16 protein-coding genes are annotated in these 15,182 nt (G+C 56.4%); 6 read left to right on the forward strand and 10 right to left on the reverse strand.

Annotated features, from left to right (window positions below):
• Positions 1-92 precede the first annotated feature (92 nt).
• From pstC to HMPREF3143_RS18010, 5 genes are all read left to right on the forward strand, one after another.
• Positions 93-1,052, forward strand: coding sequence for a phosphate ABC transporter permease PstC (gene pstC, locus HMPREF3143_RS17990; RefSeq protein ID WP_008500185.1), 960 nt, complete (start codon positions 93-95; stop codon positions 1,050-1,052).
• Complete coding sequence (pstA, locus tag HMPREF3143_RS17995) at positions 1,052-1,942, forward strand: phosphate ABC transporter permease PstA (RefSeq protein WP_008500184.1); 891 nt, start codon at positions 1,052-1,054, stop codon at positions 1,940-1,942. The genes pstC and pstA overlap by 1 nt, the downstream gene beginning before the upstream one ends.
• Before the next feature lie 47 nt (positions 1,943-1,989).
• Positions 1,990-2,763 carry a phosphate ABC transporter ATP-binding protein PstB gene (gene pstB / locus HMPREF3143_RS18000; RefSeq protein ID WP_008500183.1) on the forward strand — a complete coding sequence of 258 codons (774 nt, stop codon included), beginning with the start codon at positions 1,990-1,992 and terminating at the stop codon, positions 2,761-2,763.
• 26 nt (positions 2,764-2,789) lie between these two features.
• The gene (gene phoU, locus HMPREF3143_RS18005) at positions 2,790-3,515 is read left to right on the forward strand and encodes a phosphate signaling complex protein PhoU (RefSeq protein WP_008500182.1); all 726 of its coding nucleotides are present in this window, start codon (positions 2,790-2,792) and stop codon (positions 3,513-3,515) included.
• A 160-nt stretch (positions 3,516-3,675) separates the two neighbouring features.
• Entirely contained in the window at positions 3,676-4,824 is a 1,149-nt protein-coding gene (locus HMPREF3143_RS18010) for an esterase (protein WP_087450469.1), read from the forward strand.
• Between the two features lie 31 nt (positions 4,825-4,855).
• On the opposite strand, the gene yieH is transcribed toward HMPREF3143_RS18010, so the two are convergent.
• Entirely contained in the window at positions 4,856-5,521 is a 666-nt protein-coding gene (yieH, locus tag HMPREF3143_RS18015) for a 6-phosphogluconate phosphatase (RefSeq protein ID WP_023326368.1), read from the reverse strand.
• A 165-nt stretch (positions 5,522-5,686) separates the two neighbouring features.
• On the opposite strand from yieH, the gene adeP reads away from it, so the two are divergent.
• Positions 5,687-7,024 (forward strand): adenine permease AdeP, encoded by a 1,338-nt coding sequence (adeP, locus tag HMPREF3143_RS18020; RefSeq protein WP_139145877.1) that lies wholly within the window; start codon positions 5,687-5,689, stop codon positions 7,022-7,024.
• Between the two features lie 91 nt (positions 7,025-7,115).
• Here the strand turns inward: adeP and HMPREF3143_RS18025 are convergent, their stop codons facing one another.
• The 9 genes from HMPREF3143_RS18025 to rpmH all read right to left on the reverse strand — a co-directional run bounded on the left by HMPREF3143_RS18025 (position 7,116) and on the right by rpmH (position 14,635).
• Entirely contained in the window at positions 7,116-7,682 is a 567-nt protein-coding gene (locus HMPREF3143_RS18025) for an NADPH-dependent FMN reductase (protein ID WP_014833835.1), read from the reverse strand.
• A 36-nt stretch (positions 7,683-7,718) separates the two neighbouring features.
• On the reverse strand, positions 7,719-8,465 hold the full coding sequence (locus tag HMPREF3143_RS18030) for a 4'-phosphopantetheinyl transferase family protein (RefSeq protein WP_023293689.1): 747 nt from the start codon (positions 8,463-8,465) through the stop codon (positions 7,719-7,721).
• A gap of 122 nt (positions 8,466-8,587) precedes the next feature.
• Positions 8,588-9,559: an HTH-type transcriptional regulator YidZ gene (gene yidZ, locus HMPREF3143_RS18035; protein WP_008500176.1), complete on the reverse strand. Its 972-nt coding sequence runs from the start codon at positions 9,557-9,559 to the stop codon at positions 8,588-8,590.
• Positions 9,528-10,703, reverse strand: a complete 1,176-nt coding sequence (locus HMPREF3143_RS18040) for an MFS transporter (RefSeq protein ID WP_070533902.1) — start codon at positions 10,701-10,703, stop codon at positions 9,528-9,530. Before HMPREF3143_RS18040 ends, yidZ begins: the two co-directional genes overlap by 32 nt.
• A 111-nt stretch (positions 10,704-10,814) precedes the next feature.
• Positions 10,815-12,179: a tRNA uridine-5-carboxymethylaminomethyl(34) synthesis GTPase MnmE gene (gene mnmE / locus HMPREF3143_RS18045; RefSeq protein WP_032654291.1), complete on the reverse strand. Its 1,365-nt coding sequence runs from the start codon at positions 12,177-12,179 to the stop codon at positions 10,815-10,817.
• 72 nt (positions 12,180-12,251) lie between these two features.
• The gene (yidC, locus tag HMPREF3143_RS18050; RefSeq protein WP_008500173.1) at positions 12,252-13,895 is read right to left on the reverse strand and encodes a membrane protein insertase YidC; all 1,644 of its coding nucleotides are present in this window, start codon (positions 13,893-13,895) and stop codon (positions 12,252-12,254) included.
• A gap of 2 nt (positions 13,896-13,897) precedes the next feature.
• Complete coding sequence (yidD, locus tag HMPREF3143_RS25105) at positions 13,898-14,155, reverse strand: membrane protein insertion efficiency factor YidD (protein WP_001307474.1); 258 nt, start codon at positions 14,153-14,155, stop codon at positions 13,898-13,900.
• Positions 14,119-14,478 carry a ribonuclease P protein component gene (gene rnpA, locus HMPREF3143_RS18055; RefSeq protein WP_021242673.1) on the reverse strand — a complete coding sequence of 120 codons (360 nt, stop codon included), beginning with the start codon at positions 14,476-14,478 and terminating at the stop codon, positions 14,119-14,121. The genes yidD and rnpA overlap by 37 nt, the downstream gene beginning before the upstream one ends.
• Before the next feature lie 16 nt (positions 14,479-14,494).
• Complete coding sequence (rpmH, locus tag HMPREF3143_RS18060) at positions 14,495-14,635, reverse strand: 50S ribosomal protein L34 (protein ID WP_000831330.1); 141 nt, start codon at positions 14,633-14,635, stop codon at positions 14,495-14,497.
• Between the last annotated feature and the right edge of the window lie 547 nt (positions 14,636-15,182).

Genomic DNA, 15,182 nt, shown 5'->3' on the forward strand with positions numbered 1-15,182 from the left:
GCTTACCCGCCCTACGGTTTACTCTGTAGGCCCGGTAAGCGTCAGCGCCACCGGGCATATTCGTAAAAACGTCTCAAACAGAAGAGTAATTTATGGCTGCAACCAAGCCTGCATTTAACCCTCCGGGTAAAAAAGGTGACATGATTTTCAGCGCGCTGGTCAAACTGGCTGCGCTGATTGTGCTATTGCTGCTGGGCGGCATTATCGTGTCTCTGATTTTCTCCTCCTGGCCGAGCATCCAGAAATTCGGTTTCTCCTTCCTGTGGAGTAAAGAGTGGGATGCGCCGAACGATATCTACGGTGCACTGGTGCCGATTTACGGCACGCTGGTGACCTCGTTCATCGCCCTGCTGATTGCGGTTCCGGTAAGTTTCGGTATCGCCCTGTTCCTGACGGAGCTGGCGCCGGGCTGGCTGCGTCGCCCATTGGGTATCGCCATCGAACTGCTGGCGGCCATCCCAAGTATCGTTTACGGCATGTGGGGTCTGTTCATCTTTGCGCCGCTGTTCGCCACGTATTTCCAGGAACCGGTGGGTAACGTCCTCTCTGCCATTCCGTTTGTGGGGGCCCTGTTCTCTGGCCCGGCTTTCGGTATCGGCATTCTGGCGGCGGGTGTGATCCTCGCCATCATGATTATTCCGTACATTGCGGCGGTCATGCGCGATGTCTTCGAACAAACGCCGGTGATGATGAAAGAGTCGGCCTACGGTATCGGCTGCACCACCTGGGAAGTGATCTGGCGCATTGTCCTTCCGTTCACCAAAAATGGGGTGATCGGGGGCGTGATGCTGGGCTTAGGTCGCGCGCTGGGTGAAACCATGGCGGTCACCTTTATCATCGGTAACACCTACCAGCTCGACAGCGCGTCGCTCTATATGCCGGGTAACAGTATTACCTCTGCGCTGGCGAATGAATTTGCGGAAGCGGAATCCGGTCTGCACGTCGCGGCGCTGATGGAGCTGGGTCTGATTCTGTTCGTAATTACCTTCATTGTTCTGGCGATTTCCAAGCTGATGATTATGCGTCTCGCTAAAAATGAGGGAGCACGCTAATGGCCACTCTCGAAATGCAAGCAACTGCTGAACTGGCGGAATCCCGCCGCAAAATGCAGGCCAGACGCCGCATGAAAAACCGCATTGCCCTGACGCTCTCTATGGCGACGATGGCATTCGGCCTGTTCTGGCTGGTCTGGATCCTCTTCTCGACGGTCGTTCGCGGGATTGACGGAATGTCACTCTCGCTGTTCACCGAAATGACGCCGCCGCCGAACACGGCGGGTGGTGGCCTGGCGAATGCCCTGGCGGGCAGCGGATTGCTGATCCTCTGGGCCACGGTCTTCGGCACGCCGCTGGGCATCATGGCGGGTATCTACCTGGCGGAATACGGTCGTAAATCCTTGCTGGCGGAAGTCATTCGTTTCATTAACGATATTTTGCTGTCAGCCCCGTCTATCGTCGTGGGTCTGTTCGTTTATACCGTCGTGGTGGCGCAGATGGAACACTTCTCCGGCTGGGCGGGTGTGATTGCGCTGGCGCTGCTGCAGGTGCCGATTGTGATTCGAACCACCGAGAACATGCTGAAACTGGTGCCGGACAGCCTGCGTGAAGCGGCTTACGCGCTGGGTACGCCAAAATGGAAGATGATCTCTGCGATTACGCTGAAGGCGTCGGTCTCCGGGATCATGACCGGTATCCTGCTGGCGGTGGCGCGTATTGCGGGTGAAACGGCACCGCTGCTGTTTACGTCCCTCTCCAACCAGTTCTGGAGCACGGACATGATGCAGCCGATCGCCAACCTGCCGGTGACGATCTTTAAATTTGCGATGAGCCCCTTCGCGGAATGGCAGCAGCTGGCCTGGGCCGGGGTGCTGATCATTACCCTTTGCGTACTGTTGCTGAACATTCTGGCGCGCGTCATTTTCGCGAAGAAGAAACACGGTTAATTTTTTACGGCGCGGCAGCTCGCGGCGCCGAATGAGGAAATGAGTCAATGAGTATGGTTGATACTGCCCCGGGTAAGATTCAGGTTCGTGATTTGAACTTCTACTACGGCAAATTCCATGCCCTGAAGAACATCAACCTGGATATCGCGAAGAACCAGGTCACGGCATTTATCGGTCCGTCCGGCTGTGGGAAATCCACGCTGCTGCGTACCTTTAACAAAATGTATTCGCTCTATCCGGAGCAGCGTGCTGAAGGGGAAATCATCCTCGACGGTGAAAACATTCTGACCCAGGCTCAGGATATTGCCCTGCTGCGCGCGAAAGTGGGGATGGTGTTCCAGAAACCCACGCCGTTCCCGATGTCCATTTATGACAACATCGCCTTTGGCGTTCGCCTGTTTGAAAAGCTCTCCCGTGCCGATATGGATGAGCGCGTGCAGTGGGCTTTGACCAAGGCCGCATTATGGAACGAAACCAAAGATAAGTTGCACCAGAGCGGGTACTCTCTCTCCGGTGGTCAGCAGCAGCGTCTGTGCATTGCGCGCGGTATTGCGATTCGCCCGGAAGTGTTGCTGCTGGATGAGCCGTGTTCAGCGCTGGACCCGATTTCAACCGGTCGTATTGAAGAACTGATCACCGAGCTGAAGCAGGATTACACCGTGGTTATCGTGACCCACAACATGCAGCAGGCTGCGCGTTGCTCCGATCACACGGCGTTTATGTACCTGGGTGAATTGATTGAGTTCAGTAACACGGACGATCTGTTCACTAAGCCCGCGAAGAAACAAACCGAAGATTATATTACTGGCCGCTACGGTTGATTTGCCTTAGTGCATGTGGAGAAACCATGGACAACCTCAATCTTAATAAACACATTTCCGGCCAGTTCAACGCAGAGCTGGAAAGCATTCGCACCCAGGTGATGACCATGGGCGGCATGGTCGAGCAGCAGCTTTCTGATGCGATTACGGCGATGCACAACCAGGACAGCGAGCTGGCGAAGCGCGTCATTGAAGGCGATAAAAACGTCAACATGATGGAAGTGGCTATCGACGAAGCCTGCGTGCGCATTATCGCGAAACGTCAGCCGACGGCGAGCGACCTGCGTCTGGTGATGGCGATCATCAAAACCATCGCCGAGCTGGAACGTATTGGTGACGTCGCCGATAAAATCTGCCGCACCGCGCTGGAGAAGTTTTCTCAGCAGCATCAGCCGCTGCTGGTCAGCCTGGAGTCGCTGGGCCGCCACACCGTGCAGATGCTGCACGACGTGCTGGATGCCTTTGCGCGGATGGATCTGGACGAAGCGGTGCGTATCTACCGTGAAGACAAGAAGGTCGATCAGGAGTATGAAGGCATCGTGCGCCAGCTGATGACCTACATGATGGAAGATTCCCGTACGATCCCGAGCGTGCTGACGGCCCTGTTCTGCGCGCGCTCTATCGAGCGTATCGGTGACCGCTGCCAGAATATTTGCGAATACATTTTCTACTTCGTGAAGGGTCAGGACTTCCGTCACGTGGGCGGCGACGAGCTGGACAAGCTGCTGGCGGGTAAAGATCCGAAAGAGTAATCCTGTCATCTGATAACAACGCCGGTACTCACCGGCGTTGTTATTTCTAGTGTAATCACAATTTTCCCCTTCATCCGTTGCCTGACGTTCGAAACGCGCTAACGTGAGACGAAAAAACAGCAAAGGATGGTATATGAAAAATTCATTAGCGTGCCTGGCGATGGCCATCAGCATCGGGATCGGTACTGGAACAGACGTGATTGCCGCACCGTTGCCGGTCACACCTGACCAGACTACCCCGGTCAGCCACTATGTGACCCAGGTTAATGCGGATAAAAGCATTACGTTTCGCCTGTTTGCACCCGGCGCAACGCGAGTCTCCGTGGTGACGGGGTCAATGCCTGAAAGCCAGGTTTCCCATGATATGACGAAAGAGAAAAATGGCGTCTGGTCATGGAAAAGCGAGCCGATGGCCCCGAATCTCTACGAATATTATTTCGACATCGATGGTTTCCGTTCAGTTGACACGGGAAGCCGCTATCAAAAACCCCAGCGGCAGGTGAACACCAGCCTGATTCTGGTTCCGGGCAGTATTCTCGACGATCGTCCTGTACCGCATGGCGATCTGACGACCTTGACCTGGCACTCGCCGTCGCTCAAGTCAGAGCGCCGCGTCTATGTATGGACTCCCCCTGGCTACAACGGCACAGGGGAACCCTTACCGGTGCTCTACTTTTACCATGGTTTTGGGGATACCGGGCTCTCTGCCATCGACCAGGGCCGTCTGCCGCAAATCATGGATAACCTGATGGCCGAAGGGAAAATCAAACCGATGCTGGTGGTGGTACCCGACACCGAGACGGAGAGCACTGAGGCCATCCCCGAGAACTTCCCACCGGCAGAACGACGGAAGTCTTTCTATCCGCTCAATGCGAAAGCCGCAGACCGTGAACTGATGAGCGAGATTATTCCGCTGGTGGATACACGCTTCAACGTGCGTAAAGATGCGGCAGGCCGGGCGCTGGCGGGATTGTCACAGGGCGGTTATCAGGCGCTGGTCTCCGGGATGAATCATCTTGAGAGCTTCGGCTGGCTGGGAACGTTCAGCGGCGTTACCACGACAACCGTGCCTGATGAAGGCGTGGCCGCACGCTTTAAGCAGCCTGAGGCCATTAACCGGCAGCTGCATAACTTCACCGTCGTTGTGGGAGAGCGCGATTCGGTGACCGGCAAAGATATCGCCGGTCTGAAAGCGGAGCTGGAAAAGCAGGGCATCAAATTCGACTATAAAATGTACCCCGGTCTGAACCACGAAATGGACGTCTGGCGTCCGGCCTATGCTGAGTTTGTTCAAAAGCTCTTCAGATAAACCTGTCGCCCTCCCTGCCGGGAGGGGCGGCTTAACGCGTAATATTCCACCCGCGCGCCTTCCACAGCGCGGGTAGCTGCGCCAGATCGGTGAAGGTCGTGACTTTTGGATGATCGATCGGCTTGTTGTGCGGGTCGGCGCAGAAGTAAAACACCTCCATTCCCGCATCAATCCCCGACTGCGCGCCCGCAGACGAGTCATCCACCAGAATGCAGTGCTCTACGTTAACGTTCATCGCCTTTGCCGCATGGAACATCAGTGCCGGGTCCGGCTTCCAGCGCTGGATATCGTAGCCGCTGAACAGTTTTTCCGGGAAGTGGTGCAGCATCTCAAGCTTGCCGAGCGAGTGCTGCATTTTGCTGACAGGCCCGTTGGAGACCACGCAGATCGGCACCGTCATGGCATCCAGCAGCGCGTTTGCGCCCGGAATCACCTCCAGCTCCGAATCGAACAGGCGTGCAACCTCGGCGCGATACACCGGTTCCAGAGCCGTTTTATCCAGAACGACGCCGTGTTCTTCGTTAATGATGTCGATGATCTCGTAGAGCTTCACGCCCTTAAAGCGTTTAAACACCTCGTCGAGTTCCAGCGTAATGCCAAATTCCTGGAACATGGCCACATACGCGCGGGAACAAATGACCTCACTGTCGACCAGCGTACCGTCGCAGTCGAAAAATACCGCTTCAATTCCGGACATGCCTTTCCCTTTTAACCAGTTTAACGTTTACGTACGGCAGTTCACCGGAACGCAATCGTTGCCGTATAAGCAAATTCAATGAAAAAAGTATCACGTAACCGCCACTATTGTCGCATTTTGGTATAGGATAGCGACGAATTTTCCCTCCTTGTTCGGAAATTGATGATGAGTCAACAACACACTACCCAGACATCTGGTCAGGGTCTGCTTGAGCGCGTGTTTAAACTGCGCGAGCACGGCACGACGGCACGCACCGAAGTGATCGCCGGTTTCACCACCTTCCTGACGATGGTCTATATCGTTTTTGTTAACCCTCAAATTCTGGGCGTTGCTGGCATGGATACCAGCGCCGTCTTCGTGACTACCTGTCTGATCGCGGCCCTCGGCAGCATTCTGATGGGTGTGTTCGCTAACCTGCCGGTCGCGCTGGCCCCGGCGATGGGTCTGAATGCGTTCTTTGCCTTCGTGGTGGTTCAGGCGATGGGGCTGCCGTGGCAGGTGGGTATGGGCGCCATCTTCTGGGGTGCGATTGGCCTGCTGCTGCTGACCATTTTCCGCGTGCGTTACTGGATGATTGCGAACATTCCCGTGAGCCTGCGCGTGGGCATCACCAGCGGTATCGGTCTGTTTATCGGGATGATGGGGCTGAAAAACGCCGGCGTGATCGTGGCGAACCCGGATACGCTGGTGAGCATCGGCCACCTGACCTCGCATAACGTGCTGCTGGGCGTGCTGGGCTTCTTTATCATCGCTATCCTGGCTTCCCGCAATATTCATGCGGCGGTGCTGGTCTCCATCGTGGTGACCACGCTGCTGGGCTGGATGCTGGGCGACGTTCACTATAACGGCATCGTTTCCGCGCCACCGAGCGTCTCTACCGTTGTTGGTCATGTTGATCTGGCCGGTTCCCTGAACCTGGGCCTGGCGGGCGTGATTTTCTCCTTCATGCTGGTTAACCTGTTCGACTCCTCCGGTACGCTGATCGGCGTGACCGACAAAGCGGGTCTGGCAGATGAGAAAGGCAAATTCCCGCGCATGAAGCAGGCGCTGTTTGTGGACAGTATCTCCTCTGTGACCGGTTCATTTATCGGGACCTCGTCTGTGACCGCTTACATTGAATCCTCTTCCGGCGTCTCCGTGGGCGGCCGTACCGGCCTGACGGCGGTTGTCGTGGGTATTCTGTTCCTGCTGGTGATCTTCCTCTCGCCGCTGGCGGGCATGGTGCCTCCGTACGCTGCAGCGGGTGCGCTGATCTACGTGGGTGTGCTGATGACCTCCAGCCTGTCTCGCGTGAAGTGGGATGATTTAACCGAAGCGGTGCCGGCGTTTATTACCGCCGTGATGATGCCGTTCAGCTTCTCGATTACCGAAGGTATCGCGCTGGGCTTTATCTCTTACTGCGTAATGAAGATCGGTACCGGCCGCTTCCGCGACCTCAGCCCGTGCGTCATCATTGTGGCGCTGCTGTTTGTGCTGAAGATTGTGTTTATTGACGCGCACTAAGGTGCGGTTTGTGGTGTCAGGTGGCGCTTCGCTTACCTGACCTACTGACGAGTGTAGGCCCGGTAAGCGCTAGCGCCACCGGGCTTTTTTATTAGGCTTTGACCCGCTTAATGTAATCCCCGAACGCCGTCAGCTGGCCAGAGAGATGGTCGCGCGTGCTCTGATCCACCACCTCACCCGTTTGCGGGTCGACCTTGTTCTGAATCACTCCGCCCATAAATTCCGGCTTGTTCATCACCATCGCATCGAGGAAGACCAGGATCTGACGCAGGTGATACTGGCAGCGCGCGCCGCCAATCGCGCCCATGGAGCTGGTCTGGATCAGCACCGGTTTGCCTGACAGCGGCTGCTCAGGTAAACGGGACAGCCAGTCGATGGCATTCTTCAGACCACCGGGTACAGAGTAGTTGTACTCTGGCGTGACGATGACCACGCCGTCAGCCTGGCGAATCTGCTCTGCCAGCGCCTCAACGCTCTGCGGGAACCCTTCTTCCTGCTGTACGTCAGCGTCATAAAGCGGAATATCGCCAATAGACGGCAGGGCGCTAATTTCCATACCTGCAGGTGCCAGCTGTGGCAGCGTGCGGGCTACCATCCCGTTAAATGAACCTTTGCGCAGGCTTCCCAGTAACGTAACAACTTTCAACGTATCAGACATGATTACTCCTGTTTCATCATGATGACCCTGATTGGATCAGCTAAGGGTGAATGCTTTTTCTGCCGGTAAACTGGTTAATCGCATCAGACGTGCGGCGGGCTCGTTGGCGCGCTCGGGCACATCAGGAAGGCTACGCCATCCCTGTTGACTGTCAAATTCCCAGATTTTCATGCGTTCGATGGCGGGGGTCACCGCGATGGACCAGATGAGCACATCCTCCGCGTCGCAGAGCGCTTCTACCAGCGTGGCCTGGGTGGCGCGCAGACGTCCGGAGCCAGGCAACAGCTGCAGCAGGCTGGCGTCGTCTGAGGCGCATCCGCAGAGCTTGCGAATGCTCTGGCGCAGGGTAATGAGCTGGGCTCTGGCTTCAACAGGATCGTTCTGGTTGCGTACCCACAGCTTCTCATTGCTGGAGAGCGGATAGTCTTCATGCGCGTTACCACCGTGGAAGCTGCGCGTCGCGCGCTGAAGCTCCATATCGAGCCCACAGTCCCCTTCGGTGGTCAGCGCGACCCCAATGATATTGCCCGTGTAGGCAATGGAAAAACGAGGGAGATCCGGGTCGGCAAAGACCGGGCGGCCTTCTGGCTGGGTAATGATGTCCGGCAGCTCGCTGGTGCCGTACAGCATAAACATCAGTTCTGCGAGAAGCGCTCGGGACGCTAAAAACCGCGACCTGCGGTGCTCCGGAAGCGTGAGTGCTTCACGGTGACAGGCTGAAGAAATTCTTGCCGATACGAGACGTCCTTCTGTAAGTATCCCTCTTGCAAAGTGCGTAGCCATTTTTCGCTCCTTGATAATGGTCGTAATCGGTTAAACGGTTACATGATTATCGCTTAACTTGCCTCCTGTTTTAATCAGTAAATGGAAGTAAGAGAAGCCTTAGGACCGAACTTTACATTTTCTTAGGCAAAAATTGGATCGCTCGCACCGTACAGTGCCTTGATGGTCTCCCGCAGCCAGAGAATTTTGGGATTATGGCTGTTCCGTTTATGCCAGATCAGCGTGAAGGGCACGGTCAATTTATCCGCCTGCTCCTCATCAATGGGGATCGGAAGCGCGATCAGCTTACGCTGGTGGAGTTCATTGTAGTGGTGACAGTAGTGCGGGGCGGTGGCGATATAGTGATGGCCGGGCTGCGCCGCCATAAACATCGCCTGTTCGAAGCCCGGCAGGCTCATGGCGATAGTGCGATCGCGTCCCATCTCCTTTAACACCTCATCAAGCGCCCAGGTATCGCTGCGTTCCCAGAAGATGCTGATGTGGGGATAGCGCAGGAAGGTCTCCAGATTCCACTCTTGCTGAAGCGCCGGATGATCCTCGCGCAGATAGACGCAGGGGCGGTCGCTGAACAGGATTTCGTAGTCGATAAACCACGGCATCAGCTTAAGCAGCTCGCGGGATCGCGGATGCGTTTCACGCCCGGTGAAGCCCAAATCCACCTCGCCACGCGTAATCGCGTCCAGCGAGTCGTAATCCCACTGGCGCATTTTCACCGTCGCCTGCGGATAGCGCTGGTTCACCTGCTCCAGCAGGGTATTGAAGCGGATCAGCATCAGCGGCGTTTCCGCGGCCAGCACGAACGTCAGCCCGCCCGGAGAATCATGATGGAATTTATCGAGGATCTGGTTGCCGATTTGCATCCAGTCAGCCAGATCCTGCTCCAGGCTCACCGTCAGCGGCGTCGGTAGCAGCCCTAGCGGCGTTTTGACAAACAGCGGGTCGTCAAACCAGTCACGCAGCTTGGCCAGCGATTTACTCACCGCCGACGGCGTCACGTTCATCCGCTTCGCCGCCTTGGTAACGCTGCGCTCCTGCAGCAAAAGCTGCAGGCACAGCAACAGGTTAAGATCGAGACTGCTGATGGGCTTCTTCATAGTGCGCCGCGGGCTGGATGACCATAAGTAAGGTAATGCAGACTATGCTACAGCCAATCAGAACCCCGATCAGCATATTCAGCGCGTTAAGCCCGATGACTGCCGCCAGCCAAATCCACAGCGACGAGCCGCAGACCTGCGCGATCCCCAGCACCGAGCTTGCCACGCCTGCCCGCAGCGAGAAGGGACCAAGCGCCTGGCTCATCGCCACGCCAAAGCCAACCGAGAACCCGGCGCAAATGAGCGTAATGCCCACCAGCATCACCGCATGTGAGCTGGTGGTCGCCAGGATCGCGCCTGCGGCCATGAATAAAACCTGTGAGGTCACCATCAGCGTGCGCTGGCGGAAGATATTCAGCGCAAACGGCGTCGAAAACGAAACGGCCATACTGACCATCGCGGTTAATGCCATCACCGTGGAATACTCACCGCGATCGAAGCCCATGGTCTCCATCAGCAACACCGGGGAAAGGTTTACATAGGTCAGGATCACCGCCACGCTTAACGTGGTCACGGCCAGACGGCTGAGGAAAAAGCGGTTGAGAAGCTTCTCTGCCGGGTGAAGGGTTGCGGTATGGCCGGTATTCTGCGAGCCCGGGTGGGTCTCTTTCAGCACGGCAATCGACAGGACAAACACCAGCGCGCCCATCGCCGCCATGGTCCAGAACAGGCTCTGCCACGGGAATTTCAGCATGATCAGATAGCCCACGACCGGGGCCAGCACCGGGATGATGCAGGTAATGCCGTTCAGCATCGACAGCACTTTGGCGCGACGCTGGGCGCTTAAGGTGTCGCGCAAAATGGCAAACGCCACCACGTAGCAACCGCCCGCACCGATGCCCTGGATAAAGCGCCCGGCCAGAAACACGGTGCTGTTTTGCGCCTGTGAGCAGAGAAGGGATGCCAGGGCAAAAACGATGGCACCGGCGATAGCGACAGGCTGACGGCCTGCTTTATCCGCGATCTTCCCGGCAAAGACCATCGACGACGCCATCCCCGCGAGGTAGGCCGAAAACGCAATATGCAGCTGCGCTTCGCTGGCGCCCAGATCGCGGGCGATATGCGGTAATCCCACCAGATACATATCAATACCGGACGGATAAAGCAGAACTAATGCGAAACTACAAAACAGAAAACGCGCCATAAACCCCCCATAGATGCAGGCATGCAGGATAGGGGGTGAAAAGGGATTAGGCGAGTTGCCATTTGGACAATGGTGATTTCCCAGGAGGAAATCACCATGGATTAGCGGGAATTACTTGCCAATGCAGAAGCTCGAGAAGATCCGTCCCAGCAGATCGTCCGACGTAAACTCCCCGGTGATCTCGCTCAGATTCTGCTGCGCCAGACGCAGCTCTTCCGCCAGCAGTTCACCTGCCCACGCGCCGATCAGCTGCGCTTTGCCCTGGTCAAGATGGCGTGCCGCCTCTTCCAGCGCCTGCAGGTGACGACGACGCGCCAGGAAGCCGCCTTCCATGCTGGTATCAAAGCCCATGCTCTGCTTGAGATGGTTACGCAGGTCGTCCACGCCTTCACCGGTCCGCGCCGACAGGCGAATCAGTGAGTGACCATTCACATCGCTGATGCCCAGCGTTTCGCCGGTCACGTCCGCTTTGTTACGCACTACGGTGATCGGCAGCTTTGCCGGCAGACGGGCAATAAAGTCCGGCCAGATCTCCGCCGGGTCAACGGCGTCGGTCGTGGTGCCGTCCACCATAAACAGCACGCGGTCGGCCTGCTCGATCTCCTGCCAGGCGCGTTCGATACCGATGCGCTCAACCTCGTCGCTGGCATCGCGCAGACCGGCGGTATCGATGATGTGCAGCGGCATGCCGTCGATGTGGATGTGCTCGCGCAGCACGTCGCGAGTGGTACCGGCAATGTCGGTCACGATCGCCGCTTCACGGCCCGCCAGGGCGTTCAGCAGGCTCGATTTACCGGCGTTCGGGCGTCCGGCAATCACCACCTTCATCCCTTCACGCAGCAGGCTGCCCTGGCGCGCTTCTGCACGAACGGCGTCGAGATCGGCCATCACCTGGTTGAGCTGGGCTTCGATTTTGCCGTCAGAGAGGAAGTCGATCTCCTCGTCCGGGAAGTCGATAGCCGCTTCCACGTAGATCCTAAGGTGAGTAAGTGCTTCCACGAGGTGATTCACACGCGCGGAGAATGCCCCCTGCAGGGAGTTAAGGGCGGAGCGGGCCGCCTGCTCAGAACTGGCGTCGATCAGGTCTGCAATGGCCTCCGCCTGCGCCAGGTCGAGCTTGTCGTTGAGGAAGGCACGTTCGGAGAACTCGCCCGGCTTCGCAATGCGCAGGCCCGGCAGGGTCAGGATCCGTTTTAACAGCAGGTCGAGGATAACCGGGCCGCCGTGGCCCTGCAGCTCCAGCACGTCTTCACCGGTAAAGGAGTTCGGGCCGGGGAACCACAGCGCAATGCCCTGGTCCAGCGGCGTGCCGTCGGCATCTTTAAACGGCAGGTAATCAGCGTAGCGCGGCTTTGGCAGTTTACCCAGCACCGCTTCGGCCACCTCGCGTGCCTTCAGGCCGGAGATACGCAGAATGCCTACACCACCGCGTCCCGGTGGGGTTGCCTGGGCGACGATAGTGTCGTTATGGCTCATGGTTGCTCTCGTTCAATACAAATAAAAAAGGCGGTCAATCGACCGCCCTTATTTTAGCGTTAACTTATCGGATCAGGACTTTTTCTTTTCGCGGCTATGCAGGCCACGTTTTTCCAGACCACGGTAAATCAGCTGCTGCTGGATGATGGTCACCAGGTTGCTGACGATATAGTACAGCACCAGACCTGACGGGAACCACAGGAAGAACACGGTGAAGATGACCGGCATAAAGGTCATGATCTTCTGCTGCATCGGGTCGGTCACGGTGGTCGGCGACATCTTCTGGATGAAGAACATTGTCACGCCCATCAGGATCGGCAGGATGTAGTACGGGTCCTGTGCGGACAGGTCATGGATCCACAGCGCGAACGGCGCGTGGCGCAGCTCAACGGAACCCATCAGCATGTAGTACAGCGCAAGGAAGATTGGCATCTGAATCAGCAGCGGGAAGCAACCACCCAGTGGGTTCACTTTCTCTGCTTTGTACAGGGCCATCATTTCCTGGCTCTGACGCTGTTTGTCATCGCCCAGACGCTCACGCATTGCCTGAATCTTCGGCTGCAGCATGCGCATCTTCGCCATGGAGGTGTACTGCGCTTTAGTCAGCGGGTACATGATGCCACGAACGATGAAGGTGATAACGATGATGGAGAAGCCCCAGTTACCCAGGAAGCTGTGGATGAACTTCAGCAGCTTAAACAGCGGCTGAGAGATGAACCACAACCAACCGTAATCCACGGTCAGATCCAGGTGCGGCGCAACAGCAGCCATTTTGTCCTGAATTTCCGGGCCAACCCACAGGGTGCTGGCCAGCTTACCGGTTTGACCCGGCTGTACCAGAACCGGCTGAGATTTGTAGCCGATGGCTGCAAGGCCGTTACCCAGGTTCGCGGTATAGAAGTTGTTGGTACCGTCGTTATTTGGCACCCACGCCGTCGCGAAATACTGCTGCAGCATCGCCACCCAACCGCCTTTAGCGCTGACGTTCAGGTTTTCGTTATCGGCAATGGTGTCGAATTTGTATTTCTCGTACTTCGCGTCAGGCGTGGAGTACGCCGCGCCACGGAAGGTGTGCAGCGCAAAGTTGCTGCTTCCGGTGTCACGGTGAGACGGCAGATTGATGGACTGCTTCAGCTGGCCAAAGGTCGACAGCTCCAGCGGTTTCGCACTGGCGTTCTGTACGCTGTAGCCCACGTTCACCGCATACTCACCGCGCTTCAGGGTGAAGGTTTTGGTGAAGGTGTTGCCTGCGGCGTCGGTATAGGTCATCGGAATAACGAGTTCGTTCTGGCCATCAGCCAGCACAAAGGTGTCGTTCTCGACGTTATACAGTGGACGCGCACCGTTAGCCGGGTTATCCGGGCCGTCACGACCGGTCAGGCCGCTCTGCGCCTGGTAGATAAACTCAGGCGTGGTTTCCAGTAACTGGAACGGTTCGTTAGACTTCAGCTCTTTCGGGTAGGTCAACAGCAGCGCCTGCTCAACATCACCACCACGGGTGTTGATTGTCAGCTCAAGCACATCGGTCTTAACCGTAATCTGTTTCCCCTGGCCACTGGCCGGTACGCCCTGGTCGGCGGCGCTACCCGCTGCGGTGGTCGTAGTCTGCGTGGTCTGCTGCTGGGGTTGAGGATTTTTATCCTGCTCCCATGCCTGCCAGATCATGAAAGACACGAACAACAAAGCGATGATAAGAAGATTGCGTTGCGAATCCATCGTTAGTGTTCTCTGGTATCAAAGGGTCCTGGGGGGACGGGGTCGTCTCCACCGGGGTGTAAAGGGTGGCATTTTAATACGCGTTTCACCGTCAACCAACTGCCTTTTATCACTCCAAACCTGCGCAATGCCTCAATTCCGTAGCTTGAGCATGTTGGTGTGAAACGGCAGTGCGGCCCGAGTAGCGGACTAATCAGGCGTTGATAGACCCGAATGAGGGCTATCAGGACCCGGGAGCCAGGCGACAGTGGCGGCGCCATAATTTTTCCAACGCTTCCGAGAGAGCACGGTTATCGAGGTCGGCAACCCCTTTCTTCGCCACCACCACGAAATCCATTGAAGGCAGTTCGTGCTGACGTAAACGGAAGCTTTCACGCGTCAGACGTTTAATCCGATTGCGTTCATGCGCACGCTTAACATTTTTCTTGGCGACTGTGAGACCGATGCGGGGATGCCCCAGCGAATTTTGGCGGCCGAGGATGGTGATTTGCGGCGTGCCAGCCCGTTGTGGCTGCTGGAAGACGAAAGTGAAATGAGCGGGAGTTAACAAACGTAACTCCCTGGGAAATGCTAGCTTAACCACTCAGGGGTTAGCTTTATTACTTGGAAACGGTCAGACGAGCGCGGCCTTTAGCACGACGACGTGCCAGAACCTGACGACCATTTTTAGTAGCCATACGAGCACGGAAGCCGTGAGAACGGTTGCGCTTCAGTACAGACGGTTGAAAAGTGCGTTTCATGGCGATTTCTACCTAAACTTGAATAAATTCACTGACTTTTGCGTATACCCGAACGAGTTTCGAACGACTAACGCCTCAGCGTGGGTGATTAAAGAGGCCGGATTGTAATAATTGTACACTCCGGAGTCAATTCTCTTTCCTTATTTCCCGCGTATTTCCGCACGTTTTCGCGTGGAAAATGAGCAACGGACGACGCAGGAAGATGAGCATCACGCGCCGGGTCGAGGATTATACGGGCTCACCGATAAAGCGCAAGGATCGTCCCGGATCTTCGTTAGATCATTTAAGCAATAAATTGGCTGTGCTCATTAATTTTTCCAATATGCGGGCTAAATCGTGGGGCACTCGCGCCAGGATCGTTTACACTTAACCGGTTTCTGATCTTCCTGTGGATAAATCGGGAAGAATCTGTGAGAAACAGAAGATCTCTGGCTCAGTTTAGGCTATGATCCGCGGTCCTGATCGGGATCCCAGGATCCTGGTCAGGATAAATTGCAGATAGCAATTCGCACGTCCCCCTTTACACAGGGTCATGCCGATGTGCGCC

The organism is Enterobacter sp. HMSC16D10 (genome assembly GCF_001807145.1).
Taxonomy (GTDB): Bacteria; Pseudomonadota; Gammaproteobacteria; order Enterobacterales; family Enterobacteriaceae; genus Enterobacter; species Enterobacter roggenkampii.

What these genes read in the sequence shown, in the direction of transcription:
- pstC (WP_008500185.1), top strand. Translation starts at nt 93, where the DNA reads ATGGCTGCAACCAAGCCTGCATTTAACCCTCCGGGTAAAAAAGGTGAC.
- pstA (WP_008500184.1), top strand. Translation starts at nt 1,052, where the DNA reads ATGGCCACTCTCGAAATGCAAGCAACTGCTGAACTGGCGGAATCCCGC.
- pstB (WP_008500183.1), top strand. Translation starts at nt 1,990, where the DNA reads ATGAGTATGGTTGATACTGCCCCGGGTAAGATTCAGGTTCGTGATTTG.
- phoU (WP_008500182.1), top strand. Translation starts at nt 2,790, where the DNA reads ATGGACAACCTCAATCTTAATAAACACATTTCCGGCCAGTTCAACGCA.
- HMPREF3143_RS18010 (WP_087450469.1), top strand. Translation starts at nt 3,676, where the DNA reads ATGGCCATCAGCATCGGGATCGGTACTGGAACAGACGTGATTGCCGCA.
- yieH (WP_023326368.1), bottom strand. Translation starts at nt 5,521, where the DNA reads ATGTCCGGAATTGAAGCGGTATTTTTCGACTGCGACGGTACGCTGGTC.
- adeP (WP_139145877.1), top strand. Translation starts at nt 5,687, where the DNA reads ATGAGTCAACAACACACTACCCAGACATCTGGTCAGGGTCTGCTTGAG.
- HMPREF3143_RS18025 (WP_014833835.1), bottom strand. Translation starts at nt 7,682, where the DNA reads ATGTCTGATACGTTGAAAGTTGTTACGTTACTGGGAAGCCTGCGCAAA.
- HMPREF3143_RS18030 (WP_023293689.1), bottom strand. Translation starts at nt 8,465, where the DNA reads ATGGCTACGCACTTTGCAAGAGGGATACTTACAGAAGGACGTCTCGTA.
- yidZ (WP_008500176.1), bottom strand. Translation starts at nt 9,559, where the DNA reads ATGAAGAAGCCCATCAGCAGTCTCGATCTTAACCTGTTGCTGTGCCTG.
- HMPREF3143_RS18040 (WP_070533902.1), bottom strand. Translation starts at nt 10,703, where the DNA reads ATGGCGCGTTTTCTGTTTTGTAGTTTCGCATTAGTTCTGCTTTATCCG.
- mnmE (WP_032654291.1), bottom strand. Translation starts at nt 12,179, where the DNA reads ATGAGCCATAACGACACTATCGTCGCCCAGGCAACCCCACCGGGACGC.
- yidC (WP_008500173.1), bottom strand. Translation starts at nt 13,895, where the DNA reads ATGGATTCGCAACGCAATCTTCTTATCATCGCTTTGTTGTTCGTGTCT.
- yidD (WP_001307474.1), bottom strand. Translation starts at nt 14,155, where the DNA reads ATGGCGCCGCCACTGTCGCCTGGCTCCCGGGTCCTGATAGCCCTCATT.
- rpmH (WP_000831330.1), bottom strand. Translation starts at nt 14,635, where the DNA reads ATGAAACGCACTTTTCAACCGTCTGTACTGAAGCGCAACCGTTCTCAC.